The organism is Falsirhodobacter xinxiangensis, from assembly GCF_004959935.1.
In the GTDB taxonomy this organism is placed as follows: Bacteria; Pseudomonadota; Alphaproteobacteria; order Rhodobacterales; family Rhodobacteraceae; genus Falsirhodobacter; species Falsirhodobacter xinxiangensis.
The window spans coordinates 205,344-221,481 of the sequence record NZ_SMYN01000003.1 but is presented as its reverse complement, the minus strand read 5'-3'; the positions used below and the strand labels follow the sequence as shown (position 1 = coordinate 221,481).

At 63.9% G+C, this 16,138-nt stretch carries 19 protein-coding genes and 1 tRNA gene; 10 read left to right on the top strand and 10 right to left on the bottom strand.

Going from position 1 to position 16,138, the window contains the following annotated elements; all coding sequences use genetic code 11:
* Positions 1-123: 123 nt before the first annotated feature.
* Positions 124-924 carry an undecaprenyl-diphosphate phosphatase gene (locus E2K76_RS05095; RefSeq protein WP_136683194.1) on the bottom strand — a complete coding sequence of 267 codons (801 nt, stop codon included), beginning with the start codon at positions 922-924 and terminating at the stop codon, positions 124-126.
* A 5-nt stretch (positions 925-929) separates the two neighbouring features.
* Positions 930-1,904 carry a complex I NDUFA9 subunit family protein gene (locus E2K76_RS05090; protein WP_136683193.1) on the bottom strand — a complete coding sequence of 325 codons (975 nt, stop codon included), beginning with the start codon at positions 1,902-1,904 and terminating at the stop codon, positions 930-932.
* Between the two features lie 147 nt (positions 1,905-2,051).
* Here E2K76_RS05090 and E2K76_RS05085 point away from each other — a divergent pair.
* Positions 2,052-2,136: transfer RNA gene (locus tag E2K76_RS05085), tRNA-Leu, on the top strand.
* A 75-nt stretch (positions 2,137-2,211) separates the two neighbouring features.
* Here the strand turns inward: E2K76_RS05085 and E2K76_RS05080 are convergent.
* The gene (locus E2K76_RS05080) at positions 2,212-2,433 is read right to left on the bottom strand and encodes a hypothetical protein (protein ID WP_136683192.1); all 222 of its coding nucleotides are present in this window, start codon (positions 2,431-2,433) and stop codon (positions 2,212-2,214) included.
* Between the two features lie 112 nt (positions 2,434-2,545).
* Positions 2,546-2,719 (bottom strand): hypothetical protein, encoded by a 174-nt coding sequence (locus E2K76_RS20265; RefSeq protein ID WP_169053211.1) that lies wholly within the window; start codon positions 2,717-2,719, stop codon positions 2,546-2,548.
* A gap of 121 nt (positions 2,720-2,840) precedes the next feature.
* Between E2K76_RS20265 and E2K76_RS05075 the strand changes: the two genes are divergently transcribed.
* The 7 genes from E2K76_RS05075 to E2K76_RS05045 all read left to right on the top strand — a co-directional run bounded on the left by E2K76_RS05075 (position 2,841) and on the right by E2K76_RS05045 (position 7,467).
* Positions 2,841-3,455, top strand: a complete 615-nt coding sequence (locus E2K76_RS05075; protein ID WP_136683191.1) for a ribonuclease D — start codon at positions 2,841-2,843, stop codon at positions 3,453-3,455.
* The gene (locus E2K76_RS05070) at positions 3,436-4,389 is read left to right on the top strand and encodes a KpsF/GutQ family sugar-phosphate isomerase (RefSeq protein ID WP_136683190.1); all 954 of its coding nucleotides are present in this window, start codon (positions 3,436-3,438) and stop codon (positions 4,387-4,389) included. Before E2K76_RS05075 ends, E2K76_RS05070 begins: the two co-directional genes overlap by 20 nt.
* A 1-nt stretch (position 4,390) precedes the next feature.
* Positions 4,391-4,996, top strand: coding sequence for a hypothetical protein (locus tag E2K76_RS05065; protein WP_136683189.1), 606 nt, complete (start codon positions 4,391-4,393; stop codon positions 4,994-4,996).
* Between the two features lie 56 nt (positions 4,997-5,052).
* Positions 5,053-5,484 (top strand): lipopolysaccharide transport periplasmic protein LptA, encoded by a 432-nt coding sequence (gene lptA / locus E2K76_RS05060; RefSeq protein ID WP_246032906.1) that lies wholly within the window; start codon positions 5,053-5,055, stop codon positions 5,482-5,484.
* Positions 5,481-6,215, top strand: coding sequence for an LPS export ABC transporter ATP-binding protein (lptB, locus tag E2K76_RS05055; protein WP_136683187.1), 735 nt, complete (start codon positions 5,481-5,483; stop codon positions 6,213-6,215). The genes lptA and lptB overlap by 4 nt, the downstream gene beginning before the upstream one ends.
* Positions 6,216-6,402: 187 nt before the next feature.
* On the top strand, positions 6,403-6,978 hold the full coding sequence (gene hpf, locus E2K76_RS05050; protein WP_136683186.1) for a ribosome hibernation-promoting factor, HPF/YfiA family: 576 nt from the start codon (positions 6,403-6,405) through the stop codon (positions 6,976-6,978).
* Positions 6,979-7,002: 24 nt separating this feature from the next.
* Positions 7,003-7,467 (top strand): PTS sugar transporter subunit IIA, encoded by a 465-nt coding sequence (locus tag E2K76_RS05045; protein WP_136683185.1) that lies wholly within the window; start codon positions 7,003-7,005, stop codon positions 7,465-7,467.
* Here E2K76_RS05045 and E2K76_RS05040 read toward each other — a convergent pair.
* The 6 genes from E2K76_RS05040 to cysQ form a co-directional block, all read right to left on the bottom strand.
* The gene (locus E2K76_RS05040; protein WP_246032896.1) at positions 7,464-8,852 is read right to left on the bottom strand and encodes a nodulation protein NodH; all 1,389 of its coding nucleotides are present in this window, start codon (positions 8,850-8,852) and stop codon (positions 7,464-7,466) included. The two genes, E2K76_RS05045 and E2K76_RS05040, sit on opposite strands and share 4 nt — an antisense overlap.
* Position 8,853: 1 nt before the next feature.
* Positions 8,854-10,539: a DUF5927 domain-containing protein gene (locus E2K76_RS05035; protein ID WP_136683184.1), complete on the bottom strand. Its 1,686-nt coding sequence runs from the start codon at positions 10,537-10,539 to the stop codon at positions 8,854-8,856.
* Positions 10,536-11,528 (bottom strand): glycosyltransferase family 2 protein, encoded by a 993-nt coding sequence (locus tag E2K76_RS05030; RefSeq protein ID WP_136683183.1) that lies wholly within the window; start codon positions 11,526-11,528, stop codon positions 10,536-10,538. The genes E2K76_RS05035 and E2K76_RS05030 overlap by 4 nt, the downstream gene beginning before the upstream one ends.
* A gap of 66 nt (positions 11,529-11,594) precedes the next feature.
* On the bottom strand, positions 11,595-12,551 hold the full coding sequence (locus tag E2K76_RS05025) for a glycosyltransferase family 2 protein (RefSeq protein ID WP_246032895.1): 957 nt from the start codon (positions 12,549-12,551) through the stop codon (positions 11,595-11,597).
* Positions 12,552-12,584: 33 nt separating this feature from the next.
* Positions 12,585-13,475 carry a UTP--glucose-1-phosphate uridylyltransferase GalU gene (galU, locus tag E2K76_RS05020; RefSeq protein ID WP_136683182.1) on the bottom strand — a complete coding sequence of 297 codons (891 nt, stop codon included), beginning with the start codon at positions 13,473-13,475 and terminating at the stop codon, positions 12,585-12,587.
* A 178-nt stretch (positions 13,476-13,653) separates the two neighbouring features.
* On the bottom strand, positions 13,654-14,445 hold the full coding sequence (cysQ, locus tag E2K76_RS05015) for a 3'(2'),5'-bisphosphate nucleotidase CysQ (RefSeq protein WP_136683181.1): 792 nt from the start codon (positions 14,443-14,445) through the stop codon (positions 13,654-13,656).
* A 121-nt stretch (positions 14,446-14,566) separates the two neighbouring features.
* Between cysQ and E2K76_RS05010 the strand changes: the two genes are divergently transcribed.
* Both E2K76_RS05010 and rimP read left to right on the top strand, forming a co-directional pair.
* Positions 14,567-15,388, top strand: coding sequence for an ABC transporter permease (locus E2K76_RS05010; RefSeq protein ID WP_136683180.1), 822 nt, complete (start codon positions 14,567-14,569; stop codon positions 15,386-15,388).
* 125 nt (positions 15,389-15,513) lie between these two features.
* Positions 15,514-16,128, top strand: a complete 615-nt coding sequence (rimP, locus tag E2K76_RS05005) for a ribosome maturation factor RimP (protein ID WP_136683179.1) — start codon at positions 15,514-15,516, stop codon at positions 16,126-16,128.
* Positions 16,129-16,138: the final 10 nt, after the last annotated feature.

Sequence of the window (16,138 nt, the reverse complement as noted above, 5' to 3'; positions counted from 1 at the left end):
TATCGCTAGTCCATTCCGGATAAAAGTCAGCAGTGCTGACCTATTACTCACTTTTTATATGCCGCGCCCCAGTCGGGTGAAGATTTCTTCGGCGAAATAGGTCAGCAATGCTTCCCTATCACCTCAAAAGCCCAGCGAAAGCAGGGTCAAGGCAACCGCACCCACGACGATTCGCCACCAGCCGAACAGGCTGTATCCGTGGTTCGACACATATCCCAAGAGCCATCTTACCACGAAAACCGCCGAAATGAACGCGGCGACGAAGCCGATGGCGATGATCCCCGCAGCATCCGCATCGATCACGTCGCGATTCTTGTAGAGGTCGTAGGCAAAGGCGCCGAACATGGTCGGCATCGACAGGAAGAACGAAAACTCCGCCGCCGCGCGCTTGCTGACACCCATGGCCAGCGCCCCCACGATGGTCGCCCCCGACCGCGACGTGCCGGGAATCATCGCAAGGCACTGGATGAAGCCGATCTTGATCGCCACCGGCAGCGGCAGGCGCATCGCGTCTTCGTATTTCGGGTTCACCGCCAGCCGGTCCACGAACAGAAGGATGACGCCACCCACGATCAGCATGATGGCGATCAGCTTCGGCGTTTCGAACAACACGGTCTTGATGAAATCATGCGCCGCCACACCGATGAACACGGCGGGCAGAAACGCCAGCAGCACCGACAGAAGGAACCGCCGCGCGTCGGGATCGTGCGGCGCGGCACGCACCACGGCCAGCAGCTTCGCGGCATAGACCGACAGCACCGCCAGCACGGCGCCAAGCTGGATCACGACCTCGAACGCGCGACCCGCGCTTTGGAAACCGATGAAGTGACCCAGAAGCAGCAGATGCCCCGTCGAGGAGACGGGGATGAACTCTGTCAGCCCCTCCAGAATACCAAGGATAAGGGCTGCAAGAGTGTCTGGCATAGGTTTCAGGCCTTCAAATTCTTCGCGGACTCTTTAATCGCGGCATATTGGCCCGAGGGCCTAAACCGCCACAAGTATTCGGGAATAACCGATTCAAAAGCAACCGGCTGAATGCCGAGTGCGGCAAAACCCCGCGCGCCTTCGGACACGACATTGTCCTTGGCCAGCAACCGAAGCTGATCGCGCGTCAGGAGCGTGTTGGAGATCAACCCGCCCGTCAGCCCCTGCACCAGATCCAACCCGCGCGCGGGAATCGCGGCCAGCACGGACGGCAGGCCAAGCACCCATTTGCGACGCATGATGACGGTCAGCATCTGCTGCATCAGCTCGCGCAGCGTCGCGACCTCCGGCCCGCCAAGCTCGTAGATGCCCGGCGCCGCCCCGTTCACGCCGGCGACGACGGCCTTTGCCAGATCGTCCACATAGACCGGCTGGAACCGGGTCTCGGCCCCGACCAGCGGCAGGATCGGGCCGGACATGCCAGCGAAACGGTTGAAGAACTTGTCCTCGGTCCCGAACAGGACGGACGGGCGCAGGATCACGGCGGCGGGGAAGGCCGCCTGAATCGCAGCTTCTCCCTCGGCCTTGCTGCGGGCGTAATCGCTGCTGGAATGCGCGTCTGCCCCAAGTGCCGAGACGTGGACGAGGTTCGAAACACCCAGTTCAGCCGCGATGCGCGCCACGCGGCCCGCGCCATCGGCCTGCACGCCCTTGAAGGTACTGCCGCCGCGCGGGTTCATGATGCCGACGCAGTTGACGACCGCATCAGCCCCCTCCATCGCCGCGCGCACCGACGCGTCGTCGCGGATGTTGCAGAAGACGGGGGTGACCTGCCCGACATGCCCATACGGCTTGACGAACAGCGCCTCGTTCGGGCGGCGGACGGCGACGCGGATGCGCCAGCCCTCTTTCGCCAGCCGCCGCGCGACATAACGCCCGACGAAGCCAGAACCGCCAAAAATCGTGACCAGCTTGCCCATCTCTCCGCCCCTGTTTGGGATTGGTTTTGCGGGTTTAGCCTTATCCGCAAGGGCGCGGGCGAACAAGCCGCAATGAACGGCAAGAAATCTTCACAAAGCCTGTTGACACCCCCCGCCGACCTCCGTAGATAGCCCCCCACGACATCAGCCCAGATGGCGGAATTGGTAGACGCGCACGGTTCAGGTCCGTGTGCCGCAAGGCGTGGAGGTTCGAGTCCTCTTCTGGGCACCATTACCAAGGCGAAAGCCCCGCGGTCGAAAGACGCGGGGCTTTGTCATTTCCAGCGCATGGGGAAAAACGTCGGGATCAGCCCCGGCGCAGCGATGCCGCCGCACGGCGGGCAAGAAGCGCCTCGGCGGCGTTGTTGCTCGTCTCGGCCTCTGCCTCCAGCCCTTCGGCCAACAGGAGCACCGTTTCGCGATCGGGGGCGAGCCCGCGGACCAGCGTGGTGATCATCCGCACGGCAGCGCTGCGGGTGGAGCTAAGCTCGTTGCGGACAGACAGCAGATCCCGGCCTTGCACGCTCATGACGTCTCCTTCTTTTCGCTGCCATGGGATTCGGAGAGGGACGGCAGCTCGGGAAAAAGAGTTTCACAGCTTCAACTATCGTAAAAGTTGAATCAGCATCGGGAGCGCAATTTTAGTTCGCCTGTGCCCCCTCCGTTGCCGGGTCGGGCAGGTTCGCCCCCGTCAGCGGCTGGTCGTCCGGCGCGCCCGTGCTGTCGCTATAGATATAGAGCATCCCGGCGGCCATGATTGCAGCGATGACGAAGGCGATCAGAAGTCCCCGGATCGGACGGCGCGAGTTTTCCATGCATCTCTCCTTTTGCGCTGGAAACAGGCCAAAGACCGCGCCGGTTCCACAACGATTCCTTGCGATCCCGCCCCGAAGGGCATAGCTGACTGCCTGTCCCCCGCGCGCAAGAAAGGCCGTCATGACGATTCACCTGCATCAGAACGATCTGCCGGACGGGCTGGACCTTGGCGCCGTCGTCGCGATCGACACCGAGACGATGGGCCTCGATCCGCGCCGCGACCGGCTTTGCGTCGTGCAGCTTTCCTCGGGCGATGGCGATGCGCATCTGGTGCAGATCGCCAAGGGCGCGACGCGCGCGCCGAATCTTGAACGGCTTCTGGCCGATCCGGGCGTGGTGAAGCTGTTCCATTTCGGCCGATTCGACATCGCTGCGCTGTATAACGCCTTCGGTGTCGTGACTGCGCCCGTCTTCTGCACCAAGATCGCGTCGAAGTTGATCCGGACCTTCACCGACCGCCACGGGCTGAAATACCTGCTGGCGGAACTGGTGGGCGTGGACGTGTCGAAACAGCAGCAGACGTCGGACTGGGGCGCGGCGGTGCTGAGCGATGCGCAAAAGGAATATGCCGCGTCCGACGTGCTGTATCTGCACCGTCTGAAGGCGGAGCTGGAGCTGCGGCTGGAGCGTGAAGGCCGGACCGAGCTTGCCCGCCGCTGCTTCGACTTCCTGCCGACGCGCGCGCAGCTGGACCTGATGGGATGGGACGAGCCGAATGACATCTTCCACCACTGATTTCCTGGACACCGCCCGCCGCGTCATCGGGATCGAGGCCGACGCCCTGTCCACTCTGTCAGGATCGCTGGACGACAGCTTTGCCCAGGCGGTCGAGACGATCCTGCGTGCGCGCGGCCGCGTCATCGTGTCCGGCATGGGCAAGTCGGGCCATATCGGCAAGAAGATCGCGGCAACCCTGGCATCGACCGGAACCCCCGCGCAATTCGTTCACCCGGCCGAGGCGAGCCACGGCGATCTGGGCATGGTCACCAAGGACGACGTCGCGCTGGTGCTGTCCTTCTCGGGCGAGACGCCGGAGCTGGCCAACCTGATCGCCCACACCCGCCGCTTCGACATTCCGATGATCGGCGTGGCGGGACGGCCCGATTCGACGCTGCTGCGGCAGGCGGATGTGGCGCTGGTCCTGCCCGCCGCCCCCGAGGCCTGCGGCACCGGGATCGTGCCGACCACATCGACCACCATGACGCTGGCGCTGGGCGATGCCCTTGCCGTCGCGCTGATGGAGCATCGGCAGTTCACGCCCGAACATTTCCGCGTCTTCCACCCCGGCGGCAAGCTGGGCGCGAGACTGGCGCGCGTAGCCGACCTGATGCACCGCGACCTGCCGCTGGTGGCGTCCGACATGCCCATGCCCGACGCGCTTCTGGTGATGAGCGGCAAGGGCTTCGGTGTCCTTGGCGTGACCGAGGGCGACCGGCTGGTCGGCATCGTCACCGATGGCGACCTTCGCCGCCATATGGACGGGCTGCTGTCGCTGACCACCGGTCAGGTGATGACGCGCGGACCGCGCACCATCGGCCCCGACGCCCTGGCCGAAAAGGCCGTGGCGGTGATGCAGGAGCGCAAGATCACCTCGCTTTTCGTGGTCGAAGGCGAGCGCCCGGTCGGCCTGATCCACATCCACGACTGCCTGCGGGCCGGGGTGGTGTGACATGACGAAGCGCGGGGACAGACATTCGCGCCGCGTCGCCTTTCTGAAGGTGGTGCTGCCGCTGGTGGCGCTGGTGCTCTTGTCCACGATCTTCCTCGTCTCGCGCACGATCGACCCGGACGATGCGATCCCCTATGCGCAGGTGGATGTCGAAGGCCGGGCGATGGACCCGCGCATGACGCTGCCGACTTGGTCCGGCGTGACCGAGGACGGGGCCGCGCTGGCCATCTCCGCCGCCGAGGCGCGCCCGCCCACCGACAGCGCCGCCGCGACCGCCACCGCCCTGCGCGCGCTGCTGACCACCCCCGACGGCGTCAAGACCGAGGCGCAGGCCACCAGCGGCACGTTGGACGGCAACACGTTGCGGCTGGACGGCGCCGTGCGGCTAACCAATTCCGCCGGATACGACATCCGTGCGCCGGGGCTGGTCACGACGCTGGACCGCACCGGGATTTCCAGCACCGGCGCGCTGACGGCGCAGGCCCCGATGGGCCAGATCACCGCCGGCGGAATGACGCTGGGCGAGGATGATGCGAAACCCGGCAATTACCGTCTGGACTTCACCGGGGGCGTCAAGCTGATATACACCCCTCCCAAGCAGCCTTGAGGCCCGCCATGCTCAGACCTTTCGCATTGATCCTCGCGCTTCTCGGCTCGCCCGCGATGGCGCAGCAGGTCGTGGAATTCGGCGGGCTGGCGCAGGACTCCTCGCAGCCGGTCTCGGTCGATGCGGACAGCCTTTCGGTCAATCAGGCCGATGGCAGCGCGACCTTCACCGGCAACGTCCGCGTCGCACAGGGAGAGATGCGGCTGGGCGCCGAAGCCATCCGCGTCATCTATGGCGAGGAGGAGGGCGAGATCCGCAGCCTCGACGCCACGGGGGGCGTAACGCTGGCGAACGGCCAGATCGCGGCCGAAGCGCAGACCGCCACCTATACCATCGCCAGCGGCACGGTCGAAATGACGGGCGACGTGCTGCTGACCCAGGGGCAAAGCACCATCGCGGGGCAGAAGCTGATCATCGATCTTCAGGCGGGGACCGGCACGATGGAGGGGCGGGTCCAGACCCTGTTCCGCCCGGAACAGAAGCAATGAACGAGAATACCGGCCTGCATGTCAGGTCCATCCGCAAAAGCTACAAACGCCGTCCGGTCATCCGCGACGTGACGATGCATCTGGACCGGGGCGAGGTCGTGGCCCTGCTTGGCCCGAACGGGTCGGGCAAGACGACCTGCTTTTACTCCATCGCCGGGTTGGTGACGCCCGAGGGCGGGCAGGTGCTGATCGACGGGCGCGATGTCACGCCGCTGCCGATGTATCGCCGTGCGCGCCTTGGCATCGGTTATCTGCCGCAGGAAGTGTCGATCTTTCGCGGGCTGACGGTCGAGGACAACATCATGGCCGTGCTGGAGATCCGCGAGCCCGACCGCCACCGCCGCCGCGAGCGGCTGGAGGAGCTGCTGAGCGAGTTCTCCATCACCCATATCCGCCGCGCCCCGGCACTGGCGCTGTCGGGGGGCGAACGCCGCCGGGCCGAGATTGCGCGCTGTCTTGCCGCCGATCCGCATTATGTGCTTCTGGACGAACCCTTTGCAGGCGTGGACCCCATAGCCGTGGGCGATATCCGCCATCTCGTCCATGACCTCAAGGGTCGCGGGATCGGCGTTCTGATCACCGACCACAACGTGCGCGAGACGCTGGAGATCGTGGACCGCGCCTATATCCTGCATGACGGCACGATCCTGAAAAGCGGATCGACGGATGAAATCGTCGCCGACGAGATGGTCCGCCGCGTCTACCTTGGCGAAAATTTCCGCATGGCGTGAAGCCCGTTGACAGAATCCCGTGTCGCGCGCCAACTGTGAAGGATGCGTGACAAGGTCCAACATGCCTTTGTGTCGGCCGAATCCACCGCCCATTCGCGGCGCAGGGTGGAAATGAACGCATCACTCCCCAACATAGGAAGATGGGCCGCAACTTTCGGCCCGGGACTACAGAATTGGAGGAAAGACCATGCGGTATCAGATCAGCGGCAAGCAGATCGACGTGGGCGAGGCGCTTCAGACGCACGTGAAATCGGAACTTGGCGAGGTGGTGGACAAATACGCCCAGCGCCCGACCGAGGCGGTGATCGTCTTCTCTCGCATGGCGCATGAACATGTGTGCGAGGCCACGATCCATCTGTCCACCGGGCTGACCGCGCAGGCCAAGGGTCATGCGACCGAAATCTATGCCGCGTTCGAATCCTGCCGCGAGAAGATGGACAAGCAGATGCGCCGTTACAAACGCCGCCTGCGCGACCACCACCGCGACCGCGTGGCCCCGGTTGAATACGGGGGCGGTTCCTCGTATATCCTCGCCCCGACAGAGGAAGCCGAGGATCAGGACGGCCAGGGCGATCAGCCCATGATCATCGCCGAGATGGAGACGAAAGTCCCGTCGATCACCGTGGGCGAGGCGGTCATGCAGCTGGAACTTGGCGGTCAGAAGATGCTTGTCTTCCGCAACGAAGGACATGGGGGCGTGAACGTCGTCTATCGCCGCGAAGACGGCAATATCGGCTGGATCGACCCGCGCAACAGCAAGTAAGGCCGTGACCCGGCCGGGGATAGCATGGAACTGACCAAACTTCTCGCGCCGGAAGCCGTCCGGGTTCTGGGTCATCTGACCAGCAAGAAACGGCTGTTTCAGGACCTGGGCGAGGTTGCGGCCGCCGCATACGGCATGAACGGGTCGGCCGCGACCGACGGTTTGCAGGAACGCGAATCCCTTGGCCCGACCGGGGTGGGGCATGGCATCGCCCTGCCCCACGCCCGCCTGCACGAGCTGAAACAGATTCAGGGCGTGTTCATCCGGCTGGAAAAGCCGCTGGATTACGACAGCGTGGACCGCCAGCCGGTGGATCTGATCTTCGCGCTGTTCGCGCCCAAGGATTCGGGGGTGGACCATCTGAAGGCGCTGGCGCTGGTGTCGCGCACGATGCGCGATCCGCAGGTCGTGGCCAAGCTGCGCGCCAATACCGACCCGGCCAAGCTGCATGCGATCCTGACGGAATCGCGCGCGTCGCAGGCGGCCTAACCCTCGCGCCAGTCGGCAAAGGCGAAGGCGTCGTAGTCGCGGCGATAGGCGTCGCGTGCCGCCGCCTCGATCTCGTCATCGACGAAGGCCGAAAGCGGGAAAAGCGCGTCCTCCTCGGGGGCGAGCGGCGGCGCATCGACGCCAAGCTCCGCCGCCAGATGCGTCAGACCCGTCTCCAGCCGGTCGTGGCGCAGGATCATGTCGGGGGCGCGGAACGTGCCCATCCCCTGCACGGTCTCCATCTGTGACGCGAAGGGCGCTGCCACGCGCAGGCCGGTCTGCCCCGACAGGTTCAGCTTCAGGAAGGTCAGGAACCCGAGGAACAGGTCGCGATGCGCCTCGATCCCCAAGGGCGCCTCCGGGTCTAGCAGCGGCAGGCCATAGCTTTTGACCAGCGCGCGGCGAATATCGGGGAACCGGCCGGCAAGGATGTGGCGGCAGAAACCGTCATGCGCGCGGGCCAGCGGATGCCTCAGCACCGTGAATCCCACATATCCGGGATTGCCGTGCCGCCAGCGCCGGAACGAGCGCCAGTCGAACCGTTCGTGCAGATCACCGATCCCGGCCATCCAATCGGTGACCCGCTGCTCGGACGCGCCCTGCATGGGCATGAACACCAGCGGCATGTCGCGCAGCGCGACCAGCGACGGGATTGCCAGCCCCCGGCGCGGCTCGAAATTCGGGATGGCGGAAAAGTCGAACCGATCCACGCGCGCCAAGGCGACCTCGACCGCCTCGGGATTCTCGACCTTTTCCGAGATCGGGTCCGGGTTCTGCTTCTTCAGCTTGCCGTCGAGGCCGTCCAGCCGCCCCTCGACCCCAAGGAACCGCGCCAGCCCGTTCAGCACGTCGATATCCTGCAGATCGGCATAGTCGATGTGGAACGCCGCCTGACCCGAAAGCTGGATGCGACGGTTGAGATAGCGGTAGAACTCCTGCAACTCGTCCAGATGCGCCTCGAACCCCTCGGGGTCGAAATGCACGCGGCTTGACCGCAGCTTCTTCGCATGGGTCAGCTTCCACTGGTCGGTCTGCCGCGCAATCAGCAGCGAGACATAGCTTTCCAGCGGGTTGCGCGTCAGGATGATCTTGGCACAGCCCGGATCGTCCAGCACCGCCTCGGTCACACGGGGGTCGTGGTCCTGAAACTGCCGGAACCCCGGCATTCCCCCTTCGGCCCGCATCAGGGCCAGCATGCGCAGCGGGTCCGCCGCGCGGGCGGGCATGTCCATCCCGAACGCTTCGAAACGGTTCAGCCTGCCGATGAAGGCGGGATTGAACAGCTCTCCGTGGCAGGCGACGCCGGGCAGCGCATTCAGGTTCGCTTCAAGGAAGTTCGATCCGGTCCGCATCGCGGCGAACATGACGAAGGAATGGAAGGACAAGTCAGCTCACCAGAAACGGGCGGTCGCGGCCCGGGTTGAAATCGTCCGAGGCGGGGTAGTCGCCCATCAGCGTCGGCTGCATCCCCTGATTGCGCAGGTCCTGAAGAAACCGGCCGAAGCCCGAAAAATCGGCCATGCGCGGCAGGTCCGCAAGGCGCGGGCGCAGGCGGGGGGCGATCTCCTCGACGATGGTTTGCAGCGGGTCCATCGGATTTTCAAGAAACTCGGCCAGCGGCCAGATGCGCACGCGCGCCTTGACCCAGCTTGCGCGCAGCAGCGCCAGATGCGCCGCCTCGATCTTCTGCAGGCGCGCGACCTCCTTGCGAACCTCGGCAAAGGGCAGGCCCGAATGGAACAGCGGCAGCGCGAAGGCGCCCGAGATGACCGAGATCTGCGCGTTCACATCCCCCGCCATGAATTCGTTCAGCGCCTGATTGTCCCCCGGCCCGGTCTGGAAACACTGCCGTTCCCCGCGCGCGTTCCACAGAAGGCTGGTCAGGAAACTGCGCGGGTTGTAGTCGCGCAGCTTGGCGCTGTCGGACAAACCGCCGTGAAAGACAGCCTCGCCCCCTGCGAAATGGACGCGGTCCGGCGCGAACAGATGGCCGTGCACCCGCCCGCCCGTCATCCGGCCCAGCCACGGCTCGAATTCCGGAAAGACGTCGGCGAAGCCCTGAAATGCGGAATAGGGCGCGGCCGTGCGTCCATTCTCGAACTCCCGGTCGGGAAAGCGGCTTTGCATATAAAGGCCGGGACGTCCGTTCACCCGCCGGTCCACCGCCTTCGAAAACAGCTTGTCGATGCGCCCCGGATTGGGCTCTGCCGCCACACGCTTGCCGTCGGGTGCAAGGAAGGTTTTGTAAAGCTGGTTCGCATGCGGCCAGATCTTCCGCGCAACGAGACAATCCGAGCGGCGCAGCAGCCCAAGGTGATCGTCATAGAAGATATGCGGCTTGCCTTGGAAATCGAACTTCGACAGCGTCAGCGACCGGCTTTCGATCCGTCCCGAATACCGGCGAACGAGGCTTTGGAAATAGCTTTCGTCCGGAATCCAGACGCGGCGGAAATAGGCGTCATGCACGCGCCGATCCGGGCTGTTCAGGATCGCCGCCAGCGTGCCGCGCGTCAGGCACCACCACTGGCTGCCCAGATGCGGCTCGACCCCGGCGGGGATGGTGCGGCTGAACCCCGCGCGGCGTTGAAGCCGGACATAGCCGTCGAACAGCGCCCGCTGGCTGCGCCACGAGAACGGAAACCGCAAGGTGAAGCGTTCGCGGTCAAGGCCGCCGACGGTCCAGCCCACGTCTTCGGTAGTCACGGATTCGATGAAATCCGTGCCGGGCCGCGCGGCAAGATACGCCTCCAGATCCGCGACCGGACGCAGGGGCAGGCAGGCCCCCGAGGCGAGAAAGACATGATCGACCTGCGCGAAATCGCGCAGCATCAGCGCCCCCGCGCCCAGAGTTGCCGCGACCAGCCCCCAGCTTCCCCATTCGCAGGCGAAACGGTCCGAAAAGCGCACATTCCCCAGATCGGCCAACTGCGCCTTCAGCCGTGCGAACGGCTGCGCCTTCACACGGGCGTCGACATGGATCACGACCGGACTGCCCGCCTCGGCCCAATACCGTGCCACCTGCGCCGCGCGGTCGAAGGCGGTGTGGCACAGCATGATGAAGCCGACCGTCATGCCCAGTTCCCCTTCGACATCAGCCCCAGCATCTCCAACTGCCGCCAGTTGACGTACTGCTCGCTCCACCGCGTCCACAGCACCGGCTGCGTGTCATAGGCGGCATATTCGCGCCCGTAATGCTGCTGGCGCTGCGATTCCTCGGCGGTCTTGCCCTCGAACGTGTCGATGAACTTGGCGTGCAGCAGACAGCCCGACGCCTTTTCGCCGCCGCCGCTGTCATAGACCTGATTCAGCCCGCGCGGCAGCAGCATGTGGGTGGAACTGACATAGGCATAGTTGCGGTGCCATTTCACCAGCGGCACCTTGTTCAGCGCCGGGGCCTTGGATGGAGCATCCGCAAAGAACATCCGCGCGCGCGGCCCGCCCTGAATCCACAGGTTCCGCAAATCGGGATTGCGGCTGATCTGGTAATTGCCGCCGTCGAACCAGCTCGCGATCTCCAGCGGGTCCTGCCCTTCGGCATAGCGGGCATCGGCGATGCGACCCTTTGGATACATGTCCACCATCATCGCCCCAAGCGAGCGGATGGCACAGGTGTCCAGCCAGTCGGTCAGCGCGCGCAGGGGCCGTGTGTCGGAAAAGGGATAAACGAGGAATTCGTCCACATCCACCGTCAGCGCCCAATGCCCATGCGCGTGGCGGCGCAACAGCAGGTTCAGCCAGTCCACCCCGAAACGCGACCGGGCATAGCTGGCTTTCGTGGTCCAAAGCGACACGTCCGGTTGCTGCGCCAGATACTCGCGCCCGCCATCGCCGCTGTCATTGTCGACGAAGAAGAAGTGGTTCACCCCGATCCGGCGATAGAAGTCCAGGAACCACGGCAGACGTATCCTTTCGTTCCGCAAGGTGCAGAACAACAGGATGTCCGTGCGCCGCAAATCCGAGGTGCGATCCACCACGGGCCGCAATTCGTGCCTGCGGCGAAAGGCGCGCAGGTGCCAGCGTTTCCGCCGCAACCGAAGCCTGTATGAATCGACGATGCCCAAATGCGCAGCCCTGTGGCAGGTATCCCCTACGTTCTAGTTTTCCTACCCAGGAATGTAAACGAAAGCTCAGACCCAACCACCACGCGACATAAGGCCAAGCGCCTCCAATTGGCGCCACCCGCGCAGCCGTTTGGAATGGGGGCCGTGCAGCACCGGATCGGCAATCAGCGCATCGTAGTAATTGTCGAACAGTGCCGGATCGAAGAAATGTTCGCCTCGCGCCTTTTCCAGCGCAGCGCGGCCCGGCGCACCATCGGCGAATTTGTCGTGCAGCAGAATCCCGGAAGGTCCGCCGTCATAAAAATGATTGAGCCGGCGCGGCAGGATCGAATGGGTGGAGTTCACATAAGCGAAACGCCGGTTCCATTTCACCAGCGGCACCTTGGTCAGCGTCGGCCCCCGGCGCGGATCGTCCAGCAACATCCGGCTGCGCACCCCTCCCTGTATCCAGAGGTTGCGCATCTTCGGCTGCATCTGGATCGAGTAATTGCCGCTGTCGAACCATTCCAACGCGCCGCCCCCGGACAGACGCCCTTTGGGGTAAAGATCCAGCATCATCGCCGGGAACATCTCGCGTCCCTGCGCATCCAGCCAGCCGGTCAGCGCCCGCAGATCGCGCGTCTCCCAATAGGGGTAGATCAGCGCCTCGTCCGCATCAAGAACCAGCGCCCAATGCCCGTGCGCATGGCGCATCATCAGCCAGCCGATCCAATCCAGCCCGAACCGCGCAGCGCGATAACCCGCCCCCGTCCGCCACAGCGAGACATCCGGCTGAGCGGTCAGGAACTCTGCCGTTCCGTCATCGCTGCCATTGTCGACGAACAGGAAATGTCCCACACCCAGACGTCGGTGATGGTCAAGAAACCCCGGCAAGCGGGGCATTTCGTTCCGCACGGTTGAAAAGCACAGGATCGCATCCGCGCCGATTGCCGCAGTTCGGTCCTGAACCGAGACAATCGCCCCCCGCGAACGAAAACACCGCCACAGGATGCGGCGGCGTTTCCAGCGCAGGTTCCAGGCCACCCGCAATTCGCGAACGGATGGCCCTTGCACCTTTTATTGCGCAGCCTTCTGCATGGCGTTGACCTCGGCCAGATACTGGCTGAACTCCTCGCGCAGTTCGTCCCGTGCAAGGCCGAAGGCGACGGTCGCCTGAAGGAAGCCCGCCTTGGACCCGCAATCGTAGCGCTGGCCGCGGAACCGCAGGCCATAGACGCCGGACTTGTCGATTTCCTTGGCGATCGCGTCGGTCAGCTGGATTTCGCCGCCCGCACCGGTTTCCTGCGCGTCGAGCGTGTTCAGCACGTCGGGCGTCAGGATGTAACGGCCGATGACGGCAAGGTTGGACGGCGCGTTGGTCTTGGGTTTTTCGACCATGCCCTTGACCTTGACGATCGAGCCCATGTCTTCCTGAATATCCAGAATGCCATAGGATTTCGTCTTTTCCGGCGCGACTTCCATCGCGGCGACCATGCAGCCGCCAGTCTGCTCATAGGCTTCGACCATCTGCTTCAGGCAGGGGTTTTCAGCCGCAATCACGTCGTCGGGCAGCATCACCGCAAAGGGCTCGTCGCCGATCAGGCGGCGGGCGCACCAGACGGCGTGGCCCAGACCCATCGCCTTGTGCTGACGGACATAGGCGATGCGCCCGCTGTCCATGTTGGTGTCTTCCAGAACCTTCAGCAGATCGTCTTTGCCGGAATCGCGCAGCGACTGTTCCAGCGCGGGCGAAAAGTCGAAGTAATCCTCCAGAGCACCCTTTCCGCGAGAGGTGACGAAGATGAATTCCTCGATACCGGCAGCGCGCGCCTCGTCGATCGCATATTGGATCAGGGGGCGGTCCACGAGGGTCAGGATTTCTTTGGGGATCGACTTGGTCGCCGGAAGAAAACGCGTGCCCATTCCCGCGACGGGAAAGACCGCTTTCGTGACCTTCTTGATTGTCATAGCTCTCACTTTTCACCAGGGCACAGATACAGTGCCGTAAGGGAGGAATTTTTTTGAGCCCCTTGCAAGGGGGCATCTGAACACCGGACGAAAATAGATTAGCGCGACGTTAAAAAGGATCAATGACCATTATGCAGCCGCAGAAAAACATTGGCCGATAACCGCCGGTCAGCGCCTCCTATTTCAGCGATACACCCGGTGCGAAAGCGATGAAGAACGGATTCTCGTAACCCTGTTTACCATAAAGCAGCGGCGAATGGTCATCGAATCGCACCACCTGCCCGCCAGCCCCGCGCAGGACCGCATCGCCCGCCGCCGTGTCCCATTCCATCGTGCGGCCCAGCCGGGGATACAGCTCGGCCTCGCCGGTGGCGACGAGGCAGAACTTCAGGCTCGATCCCGCGCTGGTCATGTCGCGCACGGCGTATTTCGCGATGTAATCGTCGGTCGCCTGATCCCGGTGCGATTTTGATGCCACGACCATCAGCGCCCCGTCGTCGGGCCTCGACACCTCGATCCGGCGCAGGTTGCCCGGACGGTTCTTGTCCAGCGCGCCCGTCTCCTCGACCGACGTGCCGTCTGGCTGGGTATAGAACAGCCGCCCCTTCGCCGGGGCATAGACGACGCCGCGCACCGGCACGCCATCCTGCACGAAGGCAATGTTGACGGTGAAATCGCCGCGCCGCTGCACGAATTCCTTGGTGCCGTCCAGCGGATCGACGATCAGAAAGCTGCTGGCCGTGGCGGCATGGCTGTCCGCCTGTTCCTCGGTCACGATCACGGCGTCCGGAAATGCCGCGCGCAGCCCCGCAAAGATCAGCGCATCCGCAGCCTCGTCCGCCGCCGTCACCGGGCTGGCATCGCCCTTGGCGCGCACGTCGAAATCGTCCTTGCCATAGATTTCCATGATGCGGTCCCCCGCCTCCAGCGCCAGACGGCGGATTAGCGGGACGAGCGTGTCGAAATCCATGGGGCTCTCCATAAAGTTGAACGCGGGCACGTTGAAACGCCGCGCACGGTCCTTTATCCTTCGCCGGTAAGCGGACGGCAAGATTTCCCGTTCAGGTTCAGCGCGATCCCGCGGAGTGACGATGTTCAGAACCGAGACGAATCCCAGCCGCCTTGCCGCCGCCCTTGGCGTGGCAGAACTGATCTTTCACGCCTCGGTTCGTCATGTGCGCAAATCGCACGGGAATGCGGTGCTCGGGCTGGTGATGGCGATCGTGCAGACGGTCATCATGATCGCGGTCTTCTATTTCATGATGCACATCCTCGGGATGCGGCAGATGGCGATTCGCGGCGATTTCCTACTTTTCGTGATGTCGGGCATTTTCATGTTCATGGTCCACAACCAGACCATGAGCGCGGTCACCGGGGCCGAAGGTCCGACATCGGCGATGATGAAGCATTCGCCGATGAACCCCATCGTCGCGATCGCGGCCGCGGCGCTGGGCACGCTGTATATCCAGATCCTGTCGGCGGCCGTGGTCCTCTATCTTTACCATGCCATCGTCACGCCCATCAGCATCCGCGTGCCGACCGCCGTTCTTGGGATGCTGCTGCTGGCATGGGGGTCGGGCGTCGGCATCGGGATGATCTTCCTTGCGGCGAAACCCTGGCAGCCTGCGCTGGTCGGCATCATCTCGACCCTTTACCAGCGGGCGAACATGATCGCCTCGGGCAAGATGTTCCTTGCCAACCTGATGACGGCCAAGATGCTGGCCCTGTTCGACTGGAACCCGCTGTTCCATGTCATCGATCAGGCGCGGGGCTTTGCCTTTCTGAACTATCACCCGCATTACAGCACGGTCTCCTATCCCATCAAGGTGATGGTGGTCTGCGTCGCGATCGGCTTGATGGGGCAATTCTATACCAAGCGTTACGCCTCGGTTTCGTGGCACGCCAAAGGCTGATCTTGCATTCGCGGGGGCATTGGCCTATATGGCATTCAACAGCGGTGCTGCGGGGTCCAAACCCGACAGTTCCAACCGGATGATGTCGCGGGCCGCTCGGCCCGCTTTTTTGTTTTGGAAACACGATGTCCGACCTGATCGCAAAGACCGCCATCGACCGGCGTTTGGCCGAAATCGTGACCCCCACGATCGAGGGGCTGGGATTCGAACTGGTGCGCATCCGCCTCATGGGCGGCAAGACCCGCACGCTTCAGATCATGGCCGACCGCCCCGAAGGCGGGATCGTGGTGGAGGATTGCTCGAAGATCTCCACCGCCGTTTCGGCGATCCTGGATGTGGAAGACCCGATCGAGGAAAACTACACGCTTGAAGTGTCGTCGCCCGGCATCGACCGCCCCCTGACGCGGCTGAAGGATTTCGACATGTGGGCCGATTACGAAGCCCGGGTCGAGACGACCGAGCTGATCGACGGGCGCCGCCGGTTCAAGGGCTTCCTGCGCGGCACCGAAGGCGGCGAGATCCTGATCGAGATCGAGGAGGGTGGCGAGATCCTGACCATCGGCCTCGACTTCGAATGGCTGTCGGACGCGAAACTGATCCTGACCGACGATCTGATCGCCGAGATGCTGCGCCAGAAGAAGGCCAGCGGCGTATTCAACGAAGCGGATTTCGACGAGGTCGAAACCTCCGAGGCGGGCGACGAAGACGACGCTCCCGAAACCCAACCCACCCGTCACTGACAAGGGCATT